This window comes from Brevibacillus sp. SIMBA_040 (assembly GCF_046535075.1).
GTDB lineage: Bacteria > Bacillota > Bacilli > Brevibacillales > Brevibacillaceae > Brevibacillus.
The window spans coordinates 1-18,558 of sequence record NZ_JAWRXI010000008.1; the positions used below are offsets into that span (position 1 = coordinate 1).

Consider the following 18,558-nt stretch of genomic DNA (forward strand, 5'->3'; position numbering starts at 1 on the left):
TAATAAAGAAAATTTAGCCTGGCAAGGCTATGCACAAAATGGTTGCCGAACTCTGCACTTTTTGCTTGCCAAATACATGCAAGGGCAGGGACGACATCATCGCAGTGAGTGGATATCGCTCCAGAGCAGAACAACAGGAGCTGTACGAAACCTCTGTACGGGAAAATGGAGCGGAATTTACCGCCAGCTTTGTCGCACGACCTGATGAAAGTGAGCACCAGACCGGCCTCGCAGTCGATGTAGGTGAAAACAAGGGTAATGTCGATTTTATTTGTCCGACTTTTCCAGATGAAGGTGTTTGTCAATCATTCAAGAATCGCGCGGCTGAGCACGGATTCATCCAAAGGTACAAATCGGGAAAAGAGCATCTGACGAACATTGCTTGTGAGCCATGGCATTTTCGATATGTCGGATTTCCGCATTCCGTGATTATGGAACAGCATGATTTTTGTTTAGAGGAGTACATCGCCTTTTTAAAAAGGTTTGAATATGCTAAGGAGCATTTATTTTTTCAGAGCGAGGACGCCACGATCGAAATTTATTATGTACAGGCAGCAGAGGAAAGCACAGTCGTGCCGATTACGAATCGCAGGAAGTATCATCTTTCTGGTAATAACGAGGATGGATTTATCGTGACGGTATTCCACGAGAAAGGCAGTGAATACTCTGGTGGAATCTACGAATAATTATGGCTTGATTGACCATTTTAAAGTGGTCGCAGCCATTCTCGTCATCGCGATTCATACAGGACCATTCACGTCCTACAGTGAGTATGCTGATTTTTTGTTTACTGGCATCGTAGCCCGACTCGCCGTCCCATTTTTCTTTATCGCATCGGGCTACCTCCTTTTTCAAAAGCTGAAAGGGGACCCGGCTCAGGACAAAGTAACGATACATCGCTACGTCTCGAAAATCGGCATGCTCTATGTGATAGCGATCTTGTTATATGTACCGATCAATGTATATGCAGGATACTTTACACATGATTTCAGCATGTACTCGCTGCTAAAGGATATCGTTTTTGATGGCACGATGTATCATCTGTGGTACTTCCCTGCATTAATCATCGGGGTCTATTTGGCTTATTTTTTGTATAGTAGATTTCCATTCCCATACGTGCTTGGTATAGCTGGAATCCTTTACATCCTTGGACTGTTAGGCGACAGCTACTACGGTTTCACAGAACAGAGTGAATGGTTGCAAGCATTTTATACCCGAATGTTCGCCTTGTTTGATTACACGCGAAATGGTTTCTTTTTTGCCCCTATCTATCTGATACTTGGCGCTTGGATAGCCAAAAGACCATCAGCACCAAAATCAAGAAATGTGGTGGCACTTTGTTTTGCGACCTCCTTTGTGCTGATGCTGGTAGAAGGGATGATATTGAGCGATAGCAAGCTGCCGAGACACGATAGCATGTATGTGTTTCTCGTCCCGGCTGTTTATTTCCTGTTTCAGCTTCTGCTCTTGCAAAAGGGAAAAGGCGGTCCCTATATCCGGCAGGTAACAACTTGGATCTACATTTGGCATCCGTTGTGCATCGTAGCAGTGAGAGGGATTGGAAAAGCAACTGGATCGAGCTCTGTCTTGGTATCGAACAGCTTCATTCATTTTGTTGCCGTTACCTTGCTTTCCGTTTTAGTTGCTCATGTCATCGCTCGGTTTCTCTCTCGTAAAAAAACAAAACAAGTAGCTATGCAAAGAGCCTGGGCTGAAATCAATTTGGCACATCTGGAGCAGATCCTGGTTGAGCTAAAAAGAGTACTTCCGCCAGCATGTCAGCTGATGGCGGTCGTCAAAGCGAATGCCTATGGTCATGGCAGTGTACCAATTGCAAAAGCGCTTAACCAACGAGGAGTCAGTCATTTTGCCGTGGCAGAATTGTTAGAAGGCATTGAACTGCGGAAGCAAGGGATAAAAGGAGAAATAGTAATCCTAGGGCTTACCCCCTTAAAACGAGTTAACGATCTCACCCGTTATCGCTTGACACAGACGGTTGTCAGTGAAGACTATGCTGCTTCTCTCAATGAGTGCGGCAAAAAGATACAAGTCCACATCAAAATCGATACGGGAATGGGCAGACTGGGGGAAGCTTATGAGAACATAGGGAAAATTTTGCGCATGTACCGGCACCCAAACCTGAAAGTAACCGGAAGCTATACCCATCTATCTGCTTCCGATAGCCATAAAAAAGAAGATATGGAATACACAAAGCAGCAAATCAATCGGTTCTATGAAGTGATGAGACAAGTAGAGGATCAAGGGATACATCCCGGAACTCTCCATATCCAGAGCAGCTATGGAATCTTGAATTATCCAGATGTAGAGTGCGGTCTGGCGCGTCCAGGAATTGCCCTATACGGTCTGCTTTCAAACGATGGTGACACGGTAAACAGCCAAGTCGACCTGCGCCCCGTTCTTTCTATATACGCTAGAGTAACTCTGGTCAAAACGATACAAGCAGGGGACTCAATCAGCTATGGTCGAAATTATGTGACAAACAAAGACAGCCTGATCGCGACGGTGTCGATCGGGTATGCAGATGGAATTCCTAGAAGATGGTCAGAGGTGGGAGGATACGTCCTGATCAAGGGTCAAAGGGCGAACATCGTAGGAAATGTGTGTATGGATCAAATGATGATTGACGTGACACATATCGGTGACGTCAAAGAAGGGGATGTGGTCACTCTGATCGGACAAGATGGAGTGGAGACAATTACAGCAGAACAGATGGCAAGTTGTTGCAGTACGATTACAAATGAAATTGTTAGCGGTATTGGAAAGAGGGTCGAACGGGTTTATCTCGTATAGTCTGACGCTTGTCGGTGGCTTTTGGAAATCAAAGCCGCCTTTTCTTTTTGCAGAGCTGAGCTTAAAAGTCAGAATATTATGGGAGGATTGAGAATCAGTGAACTGGATATGAATATTGGAAATCTGTAGGTATAATACATTTTCAAGAGCGCTCTTTAATTGAATGGAAAATGGTGATCAATATGTTAACAAATCAAGATTTGGTTTTGGATAATTTTGTGAATAAGGCATCCTCACTCCCATCATGGTTTTCAGGAGCGCATGTAGATGAAAATCAGTATTTTATCGCAGTTGATTCTGGTTTACCATCCGATACATTTAATGTACTTGTTCCGTTGTCAGTCTTACCCAAAGCTGCGCTAATAAATGTAGAGCAAGCCGTTCGTTCTTATTCAAACAAGGGATTTCCCGTAAGTGTTTGGACAGATCAGCGCTTTTTGACTGATGAGTTTGTTCGGTTGCTAGCTGATCTCGGGCTGGAGGAAGCTGAGCACAATGTTACCATGAAATTAGAAAGTGACGAGATCAAGTCAGCTGCACCGTTGTCTTCTGACCTTTTGGAAATAAAGAAGGTGCAGAATAATGAGGATGTTCGTAGGTACGCTACCATTTTTCAGTCTTTGTTTGAGGGTAGTCCTGAGAGAGAGGTCCTAAAACGGTTATTCGATCAAGCTGCGGTAAGCTTTTCTGCTCACCCGCACCAACAGTGGTTTATTGGATTCTTGAACGGCAAAGCAGTATCTACGGGCTGCTTGATTGAAACAGACAGCAGCTATGGAATTTACGATATAATGACAAGACAAGAATATAGAGGAAGAGGACTCGGCAGCACGATGTTTGGCTATCTTCTCCAGCGAATAAAGGAGGAAGACAGAGCAAAGCCTTGTGTGTTGCAAGCCTCTACGGATGGAATCAACATTTATCGGAAGGCAGGATTTCAAAACGTAGGAGAAATGGTTGTTTTTGAATAAGAGTGGGTAGAAAATAGTCGAGCATGCTTTGGTGGGAGTCTCAAAGCATGCTCTTTTTATTTGAAAGAGTTGATCGTGCTAGCTTACAGCCGTTTTAGCTTTGCTGTATTTTTTAAACACGGCTTTTAAAATGGGGGGCACGGCCAAGGAAATAAACAAGGCACGAAATAGTTGATAGCAGATCAAAATGGACAGGTCTGCATGTACTTCCTTCGCTATGATCGCCATCTGGTCCATTCCGCCAGGAGAGAGGCTTAAAAAGGCAGTAAGAAATGAAACGGGATGCAGCATGGTCAAAAGCAAACTCAGAGCGAGAGCACACAAAATCAATACAATCCCACTCAAAAAGGCTGTCGTGCTGATTCTCGCGGGCCTTTTTCATTATTTGAGAAAGATTTTCTTCCTTTCATTCATATTTTTAACAAGGAAGTGAGATCATATGAGGAGAAATCCACGAAATGGAATATCCAGGGTCCGGGAGCTCGAGTGATGAGACATACTTTTACGCGATTCGGCAAGAGGCTTCACATGCAAAAATGGCTGGACTCAGCTAATGGCGATCTCATAAGTACCGATCTTACTGTAAACATAAAGAAGCTGCATACTGTCTTTTGTGATGCGCCTGATCTGATCACAACCAAATTTATCATCAATCAGACGAATCATTCTGCTCTGCTCGTTTATTTGGATGGCATGGTGGACAAAACCTCGATCAATAACGATATTCTGCGACCGCTGCTATTTGAGAACAGATCGTTTCCAGGTATCACCAGTCTGGACCTTTCTGTAGGTTCTAGTGAGGCAGTCCAATCCTGGGGAATCATCGAAAAATCCATCCTGCGCGGTGAAAGTGCATTGTTCGTGGAAGGGGAGGATCACTGCCTGCTCCTGAACACACAAGGCTGGCCACAACGCGATATCAGTGAACCGCTCTCAGAATCAGTGCTAAAGGGCTCCAGGCAGAGCTTCGTTGAGTCGATCGGACAAAATATCTCCATGATCCGCAGGTACATTCCTGACCGAGAGCTAAAGATCAAGGAAATGCAGGTGGGTTTGAGGAGTCAGACAAAGGTAGGCTTGCTCTATCTCGGAGATGTAATCAACAGCGAAGCTCTTTCAGAGTTAGAAGGGAGAATCAAAGGAGTCAGCATCGACGGAATTATTAATATTGGAGAATTGGAGGAATTGATCGAGAGCAACGCGTTTACACCTTTTCCGCAATATTTAACGACCGAGCGCCCAGACTCAGCAGCTTCTCATATCCTCCAGGGAAGAATTGTCATCGTTATGGATCATTCGCCATGGGTAATGGTCGGGCCAATGACCTTAGCTTCATTCTTTCAGAGTGCTGACGATTACAGTATGCGCTGGATTATTGCATCTTTTATTAGGATGCTTCGGTTTGTCAGCTTTTTTGTCTCTATTTTTCTACCTGCCCTCTACATTGCTGCTCTTACGTTCCATTATGAAATCATCCCGCTTGGCTTGATACTCTCGATTGGGGAGTCCCGAGAGAGAGTACCGATCCCACCATTTTTGGAAGCGATTATTATGGAAATTACATTAGAAATGCTTAGAGAGGCAGGACTCAGACTGCCGTCGAAAATCGGACAAACTGTTGGTATTGTCGGAGGGATTGTCATCGGACAAGCGGCAGTTTCGGCCGGGATTGTGAGCAACATCATGGTAATAGTCGTAGCTGCAACTGCTATCGCATCCTTTATTTTGCCAAATGCGGATTTATCAGCAGCTGTGCGGATTTTGCGTTTTCCTATGATGATTGTGTCCTATATGTTCGGGATCGTAGGAATTGTCATTGGCTTGATGGTGATGATCGTTCATCTTCTGTCCATGGAATCCTTGGGGACACCTTATGGCAGTCCGTTTGCACCTTTACAAATAACGGCATGGAAGGACAACCTTGTACGCCTGCCGATTTGGAGCATGATGAAACGCCCGAAGTCGAATCATCCCAAACAAGAGATTCGACAGGGGAAAAATGGAATGCATGGCGATGAGAAATGAAGATAAATTCCTTCAATGATATCAGTTTATTTCAATATATCATGTTCATTTCACAGGTTCAGATTGGCATCGGAATTATGACGTTGCCATCTGATTTGGCTGAAGTCGCGAGTACAGATGGATGGATTTCGATCATATTAGGATGGATCGTGGCGAATGGAATCAGCTTATTCATTATCCAGATTATGAAGCGGCAGCCAAATGAAACCATATTCGATCTGCTGATCCGCTATTTCGGCAAATGGATAGGCGTAATTTGCTGTATCCTCTTCATTGTTTATTGCCTGTTTGTCTTTACTATCACGTTGTTTGCAGCTATTCACATCACACAAACGTGGGTTCTGCCACAAACAGCCAATTACTTCCTAATGATTCTTTTTATTATCCCGAAGCACATGCTTGCGAGGCAGGGAGTCAGGATGATAGGGCGGTATGCTGAGTTCGTAGGTATAAGCATGATTATAATGCTTCCTCTTTTTTTTATTGCGATGCAGGAAGGACATTTGATTCATTTGCTGCCTGTGCTAAAAGAAGGCTGGCTACCTGTTTTAAAGGGAGTCAAAACAACTGTTTTATCCTTCCTCGGCTTTGAGCTTGCGTTTATTTTGTATCCGTTTTTGAGGAAAAAACAACACGCTTCTGCCGGTATTCTCATCGCCAATACAATAACGATGTTTGTCTATTTGCTGGTAACGATTGCTTGTTACATACAATTTAACCCTTATCAGATTGGTACGTATATTTGGCCGACACTTGATTTGTTTGAGACTGTTGAATTTCCGTTTATTGAACGGATAGAAGTTGTTTTCGCAGCCTTTTACTTGTTTTTGATTTCCACTAGCGGCATACCATATTACTTCACAGCATCTTTTGGAATTAGTCAACTTTTGCATCTGAAGAACCATAAAAAAGTGATCATGATCTTCTCTGCTAGCTATATCGCCTTATCGTTTTTCTACAATCCAACCTATTTTCAAGTCAGCACGATTCAAAATTGGGGAGGTCATGTGGGGATGTTCATTTCGTACCTTTTTCCGATTTTTTTTGGGCTGTATGTCGTAATGGTTGACCGTTTCCAAGCGAGGCTGAACAGATGAAGAGACGTCTGTTACTTGTTTTGCTTTGCACAATGCTTATGACATCAGGATGCCTCGGACAAAATCGGTTGGAAGATTTGACGTTGGTTCTGACACTTGGAGTGGATGTGAGGAAAGACGGCGAGCTCGATCTTTACACGGCTGTCCCTGTCTTTCAACGGGAGGCAAAAAAGAAAACGGAAATCCTACATGTACACGCATCATCCTTTCGAGAGGGCAGGGATCGGTTTGATGATGAAGCGAATGGGCTTGTGGAAACGGGCAAGGTTCAAAACATTGTCATCTCCAAAAAAGTGCTGATGAAAAAAGGGCTATTCGATTTATTGGATGTCATTTATCGTGATCCAAAAAGCTCACTCAAGGCTGATCTCATCATGTCTAATGAATCCATCAATCAGGTGCTCAATGTTGACACGAGCGATAAGCCGCGTCTTCCGGTTTATTTACGTGAGCTGATTCGATCTGCACATACAAGTGAAGCTTCAGTCACCACAACAGCCCGCAAAGTGTATGATCAATTTTATGAGAAAGGAATCACCCCGTATCTACCCGAGATCAAGCTGAGTGAAAACAAGCTAAAGATTGTCGGTACCGCACTGATCGACAAACGCGGGTATTATGTGGACACGCTCAGTCCCGAGGAAAGCATTCAATTGCTGATCTTGCAGCGTGACACCAAGCATCCGATTTTTATGACTGTGCAAATTTCGGATAAGTCTTTTCGAGGAAAAGATGAAGAAAGCAAAAACATCAGTTACTCAATTGATTACACGCATTATTCCTACAAGACGAAAGCGGAGAACGGCAAATTCCAATTTGACTTACATATGAAATACTCCATTGTCCTGACAGAAATTCTTGTGCAAGTAAATCCGGTGAAAGACAAAAAAAAGCTGGAGAAAGCTATCATGGCTGAAATGAAAAGAAGGATGGAAGCGGTCGTTGCCAAATTCCAAAAAAACAGGATCGACCCTATCGGACTGGGAAAGTATGCTCGGGCATATGCCTACGATCAGTGGAAGCTGGTAGAGGATGATTGGGGTCAAGCCTTTTCGAAAGCAAAAGTGAATATTATACCTGAGGTCGAAATTATTAGCATCGGCTCACTAAAAAGATAATGCGATACGAGAGGAACAGCACTGGCTCATAAGAGATCCGGAGATGTTCCTTTTGTCCGTTACTTCAGAAATATTCAATGATAGCGAGCGTTTCGATGAACAGCATGAACTACCCAGTTCTGGCTTAGCGAAGTAGCATTTGCATCGATCGATCTGCCGCCTTCTTACGCTTACCTGATCATTACACTGAATGACATGCTGGCATTTCGCAAAAAAAGCTATGCGAGAAGCACGTGAGCAGGTCGTGCGGGTTGGCAGACGGGCGGAAAAATTGCAGGAAGTGGCGACTTTACCTGAAAACGGGATGATGGGACAACTAGTTAGAGCAGATCAAGGATCATAGGCTGGGTATCACTAACACTCCGTCATTTTAATCGAATTAGTAGACAGAATATTCATTTTTATGCAAAAATGAGTAGCGCATGCACTATTGAATAGGTGGGGGTGAGCGATCTTTTAAAAAACAACCGTGAAGCAGAGGAAAGGGGTATATGCCATGCGAAACGAACCTCCTTTTTATCAAATCGATTGGCATAGAAGATGCAAGATTTACAATCTCAAGCTTTCCTTTTCATCCAACGCTTATTTAGGAGGATTGATCCATGGAGCATTCTGCTTCCCCCACATTAAAACGTTCGCTTACTCTGAAGTATGTCGTCTTTTTTGGATTAGCTTTCATGGCGCCACAGACGTTTTTCTCGACGTACGGGGTCTCCGTACATAGTACTAATGGGATGATGCCGATTGCTTATACGATCGCGCTGATTGTCATGCTGTTTACTGCTTATAGCTATGCGCAACTAGTGAAAGCGTTCCCAAACGCGGGAGCAGCGTACACGTTTACCCAGCGGTCAATAAGCCCGCATGTCGGCTTCATCGTAGGCTGGACGATTATCATCGACTATTTGTTTAGTCCGATGATCAGTTCGCTCCTCATCGGGATATCATTGAGTGCCTTTTTTCCGTCAGTTCCTATGTTTGTATGGATTACTTCCTTTGTTCTGGTCATCACAACGGTCAACATTTTGGGTATAAAATTGGCGGCGAAGTTTAATACGTATATGCTTTCCCTGCAGATTTTGGTTTTTATTCTCTTTTTTGCATTAACGATTTATGGGCTTCTATCAGGGAAAGGAGCAGGGACTTTGTTTTCCACGGCACCCTTTTATGACTCAGAAATTAAAATTCCGACCTTGCTCTCCGTAGTCCCGCTCTTATGCTTCAGCTTTTTAGGCTTTGACGCAGTGACGACTCTTTCAGAAGAGACGAAGGACGCGACGAAGACGATGCCCAAGGCGATCTATCTCATCACGCTAATTGGTGGCTTCTTGTTTATTTCAGGCTCTTATTTTTCCCAGCTTATCTTTCCTGAGTTTCAGTCTTTTCAAAATCCTGACTCTGCCTATTTAGAGATTGCGATGGTTGTCGGCGGGAACATTTTCACCAGTATTGTTGTGGCAGTAGGGTTGACAGCCGGATTTGCCTCTGCCGTTGCTTCTGGAACGAGTGCTTCTCGCATTTTGTACGCGATGGGCAGGGAGAATGTCCTTCCGAAAAGAATCTTTGGCTATCTGTCTCCCAAATATCGAACACCCGTATTCAATATTTTGATCATTGGAGCGGTCGCTTTCAGTGCTCTGTTCATGGATCTGATGACAGCCGTATCGTTTATTAATTTTGGTGCATTGTTCGCGTTTTTCTTTGTCAATCTGGCAGTTGTTGCCCATTATTATGTTCGTCAGAAACAAAGGTCTGTGAAAGCAACGATTCAATATTTGATCATCCCGTTGGTCGGTGCTGCGCTCATCGGATTGTTTTTCATCAATTTGGATGAACATTCATTAATACTCGGCGGAGCCTGGCTGCTCATCGGTTTTATTTACTTGCTGAATTTGACCAAAATGTTCCGGCAACCGCCTCCGCAGCTTAGTATTGAAGAAGCCACATGACACATAAATTGACCCGTCAGAATCGGGCTTCCAACAAGTAACCTCACAAGCTTCAACTAAAAATATCAATGAGAGGATGATCATATCATGAGTAACCAAATCGCTGACTTGGTAGTATCGAGCAATGCCGTATTTACAGGACTTTCAGAGGTGCCAGTGCCTGCGTCCATCGCGATTGCTGATAACAGGATCATTGCAATTGGCTCAAAGGAAGAGATGATGGCGTTTACAGGGGAGACGACTAAGGTCTATTCCTTTGAGGACCAATTGATCATGCCTGGCTTTCACGATTTCCACCTGCATGTTATGGATGGGGCAGTTGCCATGGAAAGTGCCAATTTGTTCTCGGCTCGGTCGGAGGCTGAGGCGCTGGAAATCATTCGCGAGTTTGCCGAATCAAAACCGGATGAACCATGGGTAATCGGCTCTGTGTGGGATGCAGGGTACTGGGATACGAAGCAATTACCGAATCGGTATGCTTTGGACCGAGTCGTACCTGACCGTCCAGCGCTTATGTTTCACGCCGAAGGTCATTATGCTTGGGTGAATTCTAAAGCCCTGGAGATTGCAAGCATTGACCGGAATACAGAAAACCCTGCCTTTGGCATTATCGGAAAAGACGACAATGGAGAACCCGATGGCTTGTTGTACGAAAAAGCAATGGGGGCCGTGATCAAGCATGCCTACAATTTTACAAAAGACAAAAAGAGAGAGCTTTTCAAAAATTTCCTCGCATACGCAGCTAGCCTAGGCGTGACGGCTGTTCACGATTTATTTGCAACGGAATCTTTGGCTATCCTTACTGATTACGGTCTATTTAAAGAGTTTGAGGACAGAGGAGAGCTCACCACACGCATTCACCTCTGGCCAGCACTGGATGGCGACCTGGAACGTGCGAAGCAGTTAAGAGAAACCTATCAGACGGCCATGCTCCGTGTATCCGGGCTGAAGCAATTTATCGACGGCGTCATCACCGCTCGGACAGCTTATCTGTTGGAGCACTATGCAGATCAGGCTGACACTCGCGGGGAGACATCCTTTCCACCTGACACCATCAAGAAGTGGGTCGTAGATGCAGATAAAGCAGATTTTACCATTCGCTTCCATGCGATCGGGGATGGAGCGATTCGGCTTGCGTTCGATTCTTACGAGGGAGCGCAGAAGGCAAACGGCAAACGAGATTCCCGTCACTCCATCGAGCACGTAGAAGTGATTCATCCCGATGATATTCACAGATTTAAAGAGCTGGATGTGACAGCTTCGATGCAGCCCGATCATTTTGCCATGTCTGAGAGAGGCGTTTACACAGAGCGCATTGGGTCTGAACGGGAAAAATACGTATTTTCGATCAATACGTTGCAAAAAGCAGGGGCAAGATTGGCGTTTGGAACAGATTTTCCGATTGATATATTGAATCCACTCCTGCAAATTTATCGTGCAGTGACCAGAATCGATAGCAGCGGCGAGACGGTCTGGCATCCTCATGAGCGCATCACGCTTGCTGAAGCATTAAAAGCGTATACAGCAGGTTCCGCCTACGGCACGTTCAGAGAGCATGAGCTGGGAACAATCGAAGTAGGCAAGCTTGCGGATATTGCCGTTCTGGAACGCAATCTTTTTGAAATTCCAGTAGAAGAAATACCTGACACGAAGGTACAGCTGACGATTGTGGATGGCAAGGTCGTATTTGATCATACGGAGACTCTGATAGAAAAATAAGCATGCACCACTGATAAAATCCCGTATTCTCTGGCGATGATTGCGGAGAGAGCGGGATTTTTTCGTACACTTCGGCAGTAAGCGGAAATATTTGTTAGACTGTAACTACGTGGTGGGATAGTCACTTGCCAATCGGTATGTCAGTTGAAGATGGATATTCCTTCTATGTGATTGATTTAACAAATGATAAAGGTGTTACTCAATGCAACTCTCCAAATAATCAAAAAACTGATGCCATGTACAAAGGCATCAGTTTCGTTTTTTCACCTTTCAATCAAGATCATCATGCTTGAAGAGAGAAGAAAGTGCCTTTGTCAAAAAGCTCGATATGATGTCTACATCCTCTGCTTGGACTGCCAGCGACTGGACCCAGTTGTTTTCGTGTGCGAGATCATCGGAGGAGATCAGAGCTGCACGCATGTTTTGCAGTGACATGACAATGCTTTTACCATCAAAATGCTGAGAGTAAAAAAAGGCTAGATCATATCGATTGTGCTCTGTGGCAAACGTGACAAAGCGAGAAAGAAGATTTTCCGATTGATCGTACAAGTAGTCAAATTTCATATGAGATACCTCCTGAAAAATGAGTGTGGGTAGTCGTTAGATCGCTTCCTCAAAGTCGATAACAGGAGGCTTTTTGGTGAAAAATTTGGTGGATAAAAGCAAATAGCCTATGCCCACTAATGACCAAATAAGTCCGAGCGTTAGCGCGTGACCGTCCAGACTGTACCAGAGAAACATGACAAAGCTGGTCCCGAGCAGTGGCGAAATTAAATAATGAAACGTATCGATGAGAGATCGGCGCTTTTCACGAATATAGTAGTGAGCGATGACACAGGCATTGACGGCGGTAAAAGCAGTCAACGCGCCAAAATTGATGAAGGCAAGAGCTGTTTCCAAATCGAGGAACAGAGCAGCAAGTGAAACGACCCCGACAAAAAACACGTTGCGAGCGGGGATGCCTCTGGTTGGATGCAGGTGACCAAATAGCTTTTTCGGCAAAACGTTTTCCCTTCCCATCGCGTAGAGCAGACGGGAAGCGCTGGTATGAGAGGCGATTCCAGAGGCCAGGGCTGCTGTGATGCTACCTGCTACAAAGATGGCGTAAAACAGATCTCGTCCGAGAATCATTGACATCTCGGGAGACGGGGACTCTGGATTTTGAAATTGCTCTACTGCTGGAAAAGCGAGCTGGGTGAAATACGACGTGGTAATAAAAATGACGCCACCAATTAACGCGACCAGAAAAATACCACGCGGAATGGTCTTCATCGGATTTACTGCTTCTTCTGTATACGTGGTCACGGCATCAAAGCCCAGAAAGGAGAAACAGAGAATCGCTGCCCCGGTAAAAAGCGTAGGTAATGAGATTCCTTCCCCATAGAATGGTTGAGCGTCAAAGGAAGCGTTACCTGCTCCTGAGGTGATGTGCGAGATAGTCAAGCCGATGAAAATAGTAACGACGATGACCTGAAATACAACCAGGAGTGTGTTGAAATTTGCCGTTGACTGAATTCCGCGAAAATTGACAGCGGTAGTGATCGCTGCGAGCAGAAGTCCAAGAATCCATTCAGGGACCATCGGGAAAGCGGCGAACAGATAGATTTTGCCTAGCAAAACATTAATCACAGGCAAAAAGACGTAATCCAAAAGCGAAACCCATCCTACTAAAAAGCCCACATGCGGATTGAGCGATTTGCGGGCGTAGGAGTAGGCAGAGCCTGCAACAGGGAAAACCTTAACCATCTTGCCGTAGCTGGATGCAGTAAAAAGCATCGCCGTCAGAGCGAGGATATAAGCAGATGGGACATGCCCACCCGTTTCCTGCGTGACGATTCCATAGGTATCAAAAACGGTGAGGGGAGTGAGGTACCCGAGTCCTAATACGATAACTTGCCATAGCTTCAGACTTCTCTTTAATGCAGGTGTGCTCGGTTTTTCCATGCTTCTTTCCATGACCAATCCCCTTTGCATGTGGTGTGAAAGCGTTTTAGTTTTTTACGATCAAAAAACAACACGGCTTATATTCGAACTAGTCCTCCTGCAGCGCGGCTACGGCTTTTTGCTGTGGCAACTGTTTTTTCATACGCTTTGCCTCCTTTACGTCTGATATGCGTGTTGCGATTCTTGCTTCTTAAACGCTAAGCAATTGATGTGCCAAAGAAGAGGGGCGCGCTATAAAGAAGAGACGAATTGATCGTTAACACGCGTAGGAAAGACTCTATGCAAAAGCGGTTATTCAATAATGCATAAGTTATGAAAAAATGAATAGAAATCCTGCTAAAAAGCGGTGACTAACGCTAAGAATAATTGGCATAATATTTGCACTACTATTTTTACGATCGTGTATATCTCCGTCAAAAGCAGACACTTCGAGCATGAGAGCTTCTGACGGCTGTTTGTTACACGTAACACCTGCCGATCAGGTGGAGAGGAAACAAGGAGTGGACCAAAAGCGATGCGAAACAAGCTATTCCTTATTGCAGTCCTGCTATCGATGATCTTACTCCCGACCTGGATTCAGACAGCGTTGGGCAGGAGCTGAGCAATAAAGGGCAGAGGCTACCTTTGATACCGTAGTGCTGGATCAGGTGTACACGTTTTCTAAAGAAAGGTAGCGATTGCACGTCATTTTTCCCAATCGTCCAACGCTGTAGAAGAGAAGCTGACAAAAGCAAGTATAGACTACCTACAAACGGAGGACTTGATTGCATGCAATATCCACTTTCCCCAGACGTAAAACCAGAATTTTGTACGACAGGCACGTTCATGCGCCTGCCATCTGCTAGAGAAAATGCCAAGGTAGCGATTCTCGGACAGCCGTTTGACACGGCGGCTTCCTTTCGCGTAGGCGCGCGTTTTGCGCCACAAGCCATTCGCCAGGCTTCTATGACATTGTTTCCTTATCATCCGACGCATAAGGTGTACCCCTTTGAAGACACCAATGCGATCGACATCGGGGATGTGTCGGTGATTCCGCACAATATTCACCGGAGCTACGAGGTGATGGAGGAAGCCATGCTTGATCTGATGCAAAAAGGCATCGTTCCGATCGGGCTCGGTGGCGACCATTCGATCACATTGGCCTCGTTGCGTGCTGCTAAAAAAGTGTATGGGCAGGTCGCCATGATCCAGTTTGACTCGCATACAGATACGTGGGATACGTATTACGAAGAGAAATATTGGCATGGCTCTCCATTCATCCGTGCTCACGAAGAAGGGCTACTGAAGCCAGACAAGGTGTTTCAGGTCGGAATTCGCGGGACGCTGAACCACCCTGGAGATATCGAAGCAAGCTATGAGCTCGGGTACAACGTCATCACGACACAGGAGCTGCGGAGTCGCGGGTTTGAAGATGTGATCCAGCAAATCAAAATGAGAATCGGGGATACACCGTGCTTTTTGACATTTGATATCGACTTTGTCGATCCGGCATTTGCTCCAGGAACAGGCACGCTTGAGGTCGGGGGATTTACTAGCCATGAAGCACTGCAAATGGTTCGCTCTCTGCAAGGACTGAACTACATCGGGTTTGACCTGGTAGAGGTCCTTCCTCCCTATGATCCGGCACAGATCACATCGCTTCTGGCTGCTACGCTGATACACGATTTTGCTGCGTTGGTGGCCCTGCAGCAAAAGCAGGAAGTCAAAGAATAGTTCACTATTCATTTTTGCATAATCTATGAATTTTTGAATAGATACTTCGTGCTCCGCCCTGGAACTACATGTGAGAAAGGCAAGGTTCCGGGGATGGCACGAGAGTTGCTTACAGTATGAGATGTGAAAGGAAACCCCGGAAGGAGAGGATTCGTTGCATGTTAAACCTGAAGATGTACATCAATGGGGAGTGGGTAGATGCACAAAGCAGGAAAACCCGTGAGATCGTGAATCCCGCGAATGGGGAAGTGATTGCGCTCTGTGCAGAGGGAGATGTTGAGGACACCCGTCATGCCATCCAAATCGCCCGCGATACATTTGACAGCGGAATTTGGTCTGAGCTTCCGGCAGCAGAACGTGCACGTTATCTTTTGGCTATCGCCGACAAGCTGGAGGAGCGAGCAAACGAAATCGGCAGGCTGGAAACGTTAGACAACGGTAAACCACTACGCGAGACGGCTTTTGACGTAGCTGATGCAGCGGCTTGCTTTCGCTACTATGCAGGGCTGGTTACCAAGCCTGACGGTCAAACCTATCACGTAGCTGATCCTGTGCAGGCTATGGTGGTTCGCGAGCCAGTTGGTGTATGTGGATTGATTGTTCCATGGAACTATCCACTGCTGATGGGCGTGTGGAAAATTGCTCCTGCGCTTGCAGCCGGAAACACCATTGTATTCAAGCCTTCGGAAGTAACACCGGTCACTGCGCAAAAGCTGTTTGAAATTATAGAAGAAGTAGGCATTCCGAAAGGCGTGGCCAATATGGTGCTCGGACCAGGTCCTACGGTTGGAAACGAGCTTGCGGAGAGCCATCTCGTAGACAAAATTTCCTTTACTGGTGGTACGGCAACGGGTCGCAGTATCATGAGAGCAGCTGCCTGCAATATTAAAAAGATTTCGCTGGAGCTCGGTGGCAAATCACCCAATATCGTCTTTGCCGATGCCGACTTCGAGACAGCTGTTGACTACGCACTATTCGGAATTTTCGCTAATCAAGGACAGGTATGCTCAGCAGGCTCTCGTCTTCTCATTGAGGATAGTATCCACGACCGTTTCGTTGAGAGACTGGTCGAGCGAGCGAAAAAAATTCGTGTTGGCCCTGGAAACGATCCCGCCACCGAAATGGGGCCTGTCGTAAGCAGCGCTCATCTGGAAAAGGTTTTGCATTACATTGAGCTTGGTAAATCAGAGGGAGCGCACCTTCTGTGTGGCGGGAACCGAATTACGACAAACGGTTTTGAAAAGGGCTACTACGTAGAACCGACCATTTTCACCGATACGCTTCCATCCATGAAAATTGTTCAGGAAGAAATTTTTGGACCGGTGCTGGCTATCCAGCGATTTAAGGACGAGGCAGATGCCGTACGACTTGCCAACGATACGGTATACGGGCTGGCAGGCGGTGTTTTCACACAGGACGGTGCCAAGGCCATGCGCGTCATCAAGAAACTGCGGGCTGGCATTACGTGGATCAATTGCTATCACCCGACTTACAACGAGGCTCCTTGGGGTGGATACAAGCAAAGCGGCATCGGTCGCGGCTTGGGCACGTTTGGCTTCGACGAATATACCGAAGTGAAGCAAATCAACATCAACCTGCAAGTACAGCCATCAGGCTGGTTTGAAAACTAAACGAGATAACTGATCAGGAGGACTACGAGATGAGACCAACAGTGGAGAGTAAACAAGCCAATAACCAGGTACAGGAACAATATAAAGATGTGTATGCCTACACCCAGCAAATACTCGATCTGATTGCCAAAGACGAAATTACCAAGGATGAAGCGGCCTGGGTGACACGGCAGACCGTAGAAAATTTCCGCGACCACGTCAATCCAGGCTTCCTCGGATATCGCAAGTCTGTAACCAAAGATGGTCAATTCGCTGCTGTGGAATGGAAGGACGCAGGTCCGAACTCCTTTATGGATGTGAATGGTAAGGTCTACATTGACTGCTTGGGCGGATTCGGGATTTACAACGTGGGTCACCGGCATCCAAAGGTAGTCGAGGCTGTTATCAACCAGCTCAACCGTCAACCGCTGCACAGCCAGGACCTGCTCGATCCGCTGCGCGCGATGCTGGCCAAAATTTTAGCAGATGTAACTCCTGGAGATCTGAAGTACGCCTATTTTGCCAACAGCGGTACGGAGACCGTGGAAGCCGCAATTAAGCTGGCTAAAATGCACACGGGACGAACTACTTTTATCGCGACGACCAAAGCGTTCCACGGCAAGAGCCTGGGTGCTTTGTCTGCCACTGCAAAAGGAGTGTTTCGCAAGCCCTTCTTGCCGATGATTCCGGGATTTCGCCACGTGCATTTCGGGGATATCGACATGCTGCGCAAAACATTCGAAGCCTGCGCGCTCGTAGGCGAAGAGATTGCGGGTGTGATTCTGGAGCCAATACAAGGAGAAGGTGGGGTAAACCTGCCGCCAGATGGATATTTGAAACAGGTTCGTGAGCTCTGCGATCAGTATGGAGCGCTCCTCATTCTGGACGAAGTGCAAACTGGCATGGGACGTACGGGAAAAATGTTCTGCTGCGAGCATTACGATGTTACGCCGGATATTTTGTGCCTAGCCAAAGCGTTTGGCGGCGGAATTATGCCAGCAGGGGCGGTAGTTGCTACCGAGGAAGTGTTCAAAAGCTTTTTCCCTAATCCGTTCGTCCAAACGACAACATTCGGCGGCAATCCGCTGGCATGCGCGGCTGCGATTGCGACGTTTAACGTGCTGATCGAGGAAAATTTACTGGATCGCTGCGTGGAAATGGGCGAGTACATGCTGGAAGGATTGCGCGAGGCAGCTGCTGCCCATACCGACAAGGTTCAGGAAGTACGTGGGAAAGGCCTTTTGATCGGAATTGAATTCCATAATGATGAAATTGGATATGAGGTGTCCAAGGGCTTATTCGACAATGGCGTACTGGTCGCGGGTACCTTGATCAATGCGAAAACGATTCGAATCGAGCCGCCTCTCACCATCACCTGCGAAGAGGCCGATCAAGTCATCGCCACCTTCAAAAAAGTATTGCCGCTTGTAAACATATAAGAACAATGAGCAAAGAAGACTGCCCACCCCAGTCTTCTTTTGCCCTTTTTCTCCATGGGAGCCCCGGGTATAATAGATAGAAACAAACCAAGCAATATTGGGAGGACCTATGGTTTCAAATTGGTTCATTAAAAAAGTATATACAGTATCTTTGGAATCTTC

Annotated in this window: 14 protein-coding genes; 11 read left to right on the forward strand and 3 right to left on the reverse strand. The window is 46.0% G+C overall.

Annotated features, from left to right (window positions below):
- The first annotated feature begins 104 nt into the window (after positions 1-104).
- The 3 genes from SB752_RS14565 to SB752_RS14575 all read left to right on the forward strand — a co-directional run bounded on the left by SB752_RS14565 (position 105) and on the right by SB752_RS14575 (position 3,782).
- Complete coding sequence (locus SB752_RS14565; protein ID WP_410716349.1) at positions 105-686, forward strand: D-alanyl-D-alanine carboxypeptidase family protein; 582 nt, start codon at positions 105-107, stop codon at positions 684-686.
- Positions 658-2,811 carry a serine racemase VanT catalytic subunit gene (vanT, locus tag SB752_RS14570; RefSeq protein WP_410716350.1) on the forward strand — a complete coding sequence of 718 codons (2,154 nt, stop codon included), beginning with the start codon at positions 658-660 and terminating at the stop codon, positions 2,809-2,811. Before SB752_RS14565 ends, vanT begins: the two co-directional genes overlap by 29 nt.
- A gap of 182 nt (positions 2,812-2,993) precedes the next feature.
- Positions 2,994-3,782, forward strand: coding sequence for a GNAT family N-acetyltransferase (locus tag SB752_RS14575; RefSeq protein WP_410716351.1), 789 nt, complete (start codon positions 2,994-2,996; stop codon positions 3,780-3,782).
- 78 nt (positions 3,783-3,860) lie between these two features.
- On the opposite strand, the gene SB752_RS14580 is transcribed toward SB752_RS14575, so the two are convergent.
- The gene (locus tag SB752_RS14580; RefSeq protein WP_410716598.1) at positions 3,861-4,145 is read right to left on the reverse strand and encodes an AbrB family transcriptional regulator; all 285 of its coding nucleotides are present in this window, start codon (positions 4,143-4,145) and stop codon (positions 3,861-3,863) included.
- Between the two features lie 165 nt (positions 4,146-4,310).
- On the opposite strand from SB752_RS14580, the gene SB752_RS14585 reads away from it, so the two are divergent.
- The 5 genes from SB752_RS14585 (at position 4,311) to SB752_RS14605 (ending at position 11,690) form a co-directional block, all read left to right on the forward strand.
- Positions 4,311-5,807, forward strand: coding sequence for a spore germination protein (locus tag SB752_RS14585; RefSeq protein WP_410716352.1), 1,497 nt, complete (start codon positions 4,311-4,313; stop codon positions 5,805-5,807).
- Positions 5,804-6,904, forward strand: coding sequence for a GerAB/ArcD/ProY family transporter (locus SB752_RS14590; protein WP_410716353.1), 1,101 nt, complete (start codon positions 5,804-5,806; stop codon positions 6,902-6,904). Before SB752_RS14585 ends, SB752_RS14590 begins: the two co-directional genes overlap by 4 nt.
- A complete protein-coding gene (locus SB752_RS14595) occupies positions 6,901-8,022 on the forward strand; it encodes a Ger(x)C family spore germination protein (RefSeq protein WP_410716354.1) in 1,122 nt (373 codons plus the stop codon). The genes SB752_RS14590 and SB752_RS14595 overlap by 4 nt, the downstream gene beginning before the upstream one ends.
- Before the next feature lie 602 nt (positions 8,023-8,624).
- The gene (locus SB752_RS14600) at positions 8,625-9,971 is read left to right on the forward strand and encodes an APC family permease (protein ID WP_410716355.1); all 1,347 of its coding nucleotides are present in this window, start codon (positions 8,625-8,627) and stop codon (positions 9,969-9,971) included.
- An 87-nt stretch (positions 9,972-10,058) separates the two neighbouring features.
- Positions 10,059-11,690 carry an amidohydrolase gene (locus SB752_RS14605; protein WP_410716356.1) on the forward strand — a complete coding sequence of 544 codons (1,632 nt, stop codon included), beginning with the start codon at positions 10,059-10,061 and terminating at the stop codon, positions 11,688-11,690.
- A 270-nt stretch (positions 11,691-11,960) separates the two neighbouring features.
- On the opposite strand, the gene SB752_RS14610 is transcribed toward SB752_RS14605, so the two are convergent.
- Both SB752_RS14610 and SB752_RS14615 read right to left on the reverse strand, forming a co-directional pair.
- Entirely contained in the window at positions 11,961-12,254 is a 294-nt protein-coding gene (locus tag SB752_RS14610) for an SAV0927 family protein (RefSeq protein ID WP_410716357.1), read from the reverse strand.
- A gap of 36 nt (positions 12,255-12,290) precedes the next feature.
- Positions 12,291-13,646: an APC family permease gene (locus SB752_RS14615; protein ID WP_410716358.1), complete on the reverse strand. Its 1,356-nt coding sequence runs from the start codon at positions 13,644-13,646 to the stop codon at positions 12,291-12,293.
- A 756-nt stretch (positions 13,647-14,402) separates the two neighbouring features.
- On the opposite strand from SB752_RS14615, the gene speB reads away from it, so the two are divergent.
- The 3 genes from speB (at position 14,403) to SB752_RS14630 (ending at position 18,396) form a co-directional block, all read left to right on the forward strand.
- Entirely contained in the window at positions 14,403-15,347 is a 945-nt protein-coding gene (speB, locus tag SB752_RS14620) for an agmatinase (protein WP_410716359.1), read from the forward strand.
- A 158-nt stretch (positions 15,348-15,505) separates the two neighbouring features.
- Complete coding sequence (locus tag SB752_RS14625; RefSeq protein ID WP_410716360.1) at positions 15,506-16,978, forward strand: aldehyde dehydrogenase family protein; 1,473 nt, start codon at positions 15,506-15,508, stop codon at positions 16,976-16,978.
- Positions 16,979-17,007: 29 nt separating this feature from the next.
- Positions 17,008-18,396, forward strand: coding sequence for a putrescine aminotransferase (locus SB752_RS14630; RefSeq protein ID WP_410716361.1), 1,389 nt, complete (start codon positions 17,008-17,010; stop codon positions 18,394-18,396).
- Positions 18,397-18,558 lie beyond the last annotated feature (162 nt).

Coding starts and splice junctions, on each gene's coding strand:
- SB752_RS14585 (WP_410716352.1), top strand. CDS start 4,311: ATGCAAAAATGGCTGGACTCAGCTAATGGCGATCTCATAAGTACCGAT.
- SB752_RS14575 (WP_410716351.1), top strand. CDS start 2,994: ATGTTAACAAATCAAGATTTGGTTTTGGATAATTTTGTGAATAAGGCA.
- SB752_RS14610 (WP_410716357.1), bottom strand. CDS start 12,254: ATGAAATTTGACTACTTGTACGATCAATCGGAAAATCTTCTTTCTCGC.
- SB752_RS14615 (WP_410716358.1), bottom strand. CDS start 13,646: ATGGAAAGAAGCATGGAAAAACCGAGCACACCTGCATTAAAGAGAAGT.
- SB752_RS14595 (WP_410716354.1), top strand. CDS start 6,901: ATGAAGAGACGTCTGTTACTTGTTTTGCTTTGCACAATGCTTATGACA.
- SB752_RS14590 (WP_410716353.1), top strand. CDS start 5,804: ATGAAGATAAATTCCTTCAATGATATCAGTTTATTTCAATATATCATG.
- SB752_RS14605 (WP_410716356.1), top strand. CDS start 10,059: ATGAGTAACCAAATCGCTGACTTGGTAGTATCGAGCAATGCCGTATTT.
- SB752_RS14630 (WP_410716361.1), top strand. CDS start 17,008: ATGAGACCAACAGTGGAGAGTAAACAAGCCAATAACCAGGTACAGGAA.
- SB752_RS14600 (WP_410716355.1), top strand. CDS start 8,625: ATGGAGCATTCTGCTTCCCCCACATTAAAACGTTCGCTTACTCTGAAG.
- SB752_RS14625 (WP_410716360.1), top strand. CDS start 15,506: ATGTTAAACCTGAAGATGTACATCAATGGGGAGTGGGTAGATGCACAA.
- speB (WP_410716359.1), top strand. CDS start 14,403: ATGCAATATCCACTTTCCCCAGACGTAAAACCAGAATTTTGTACGACA.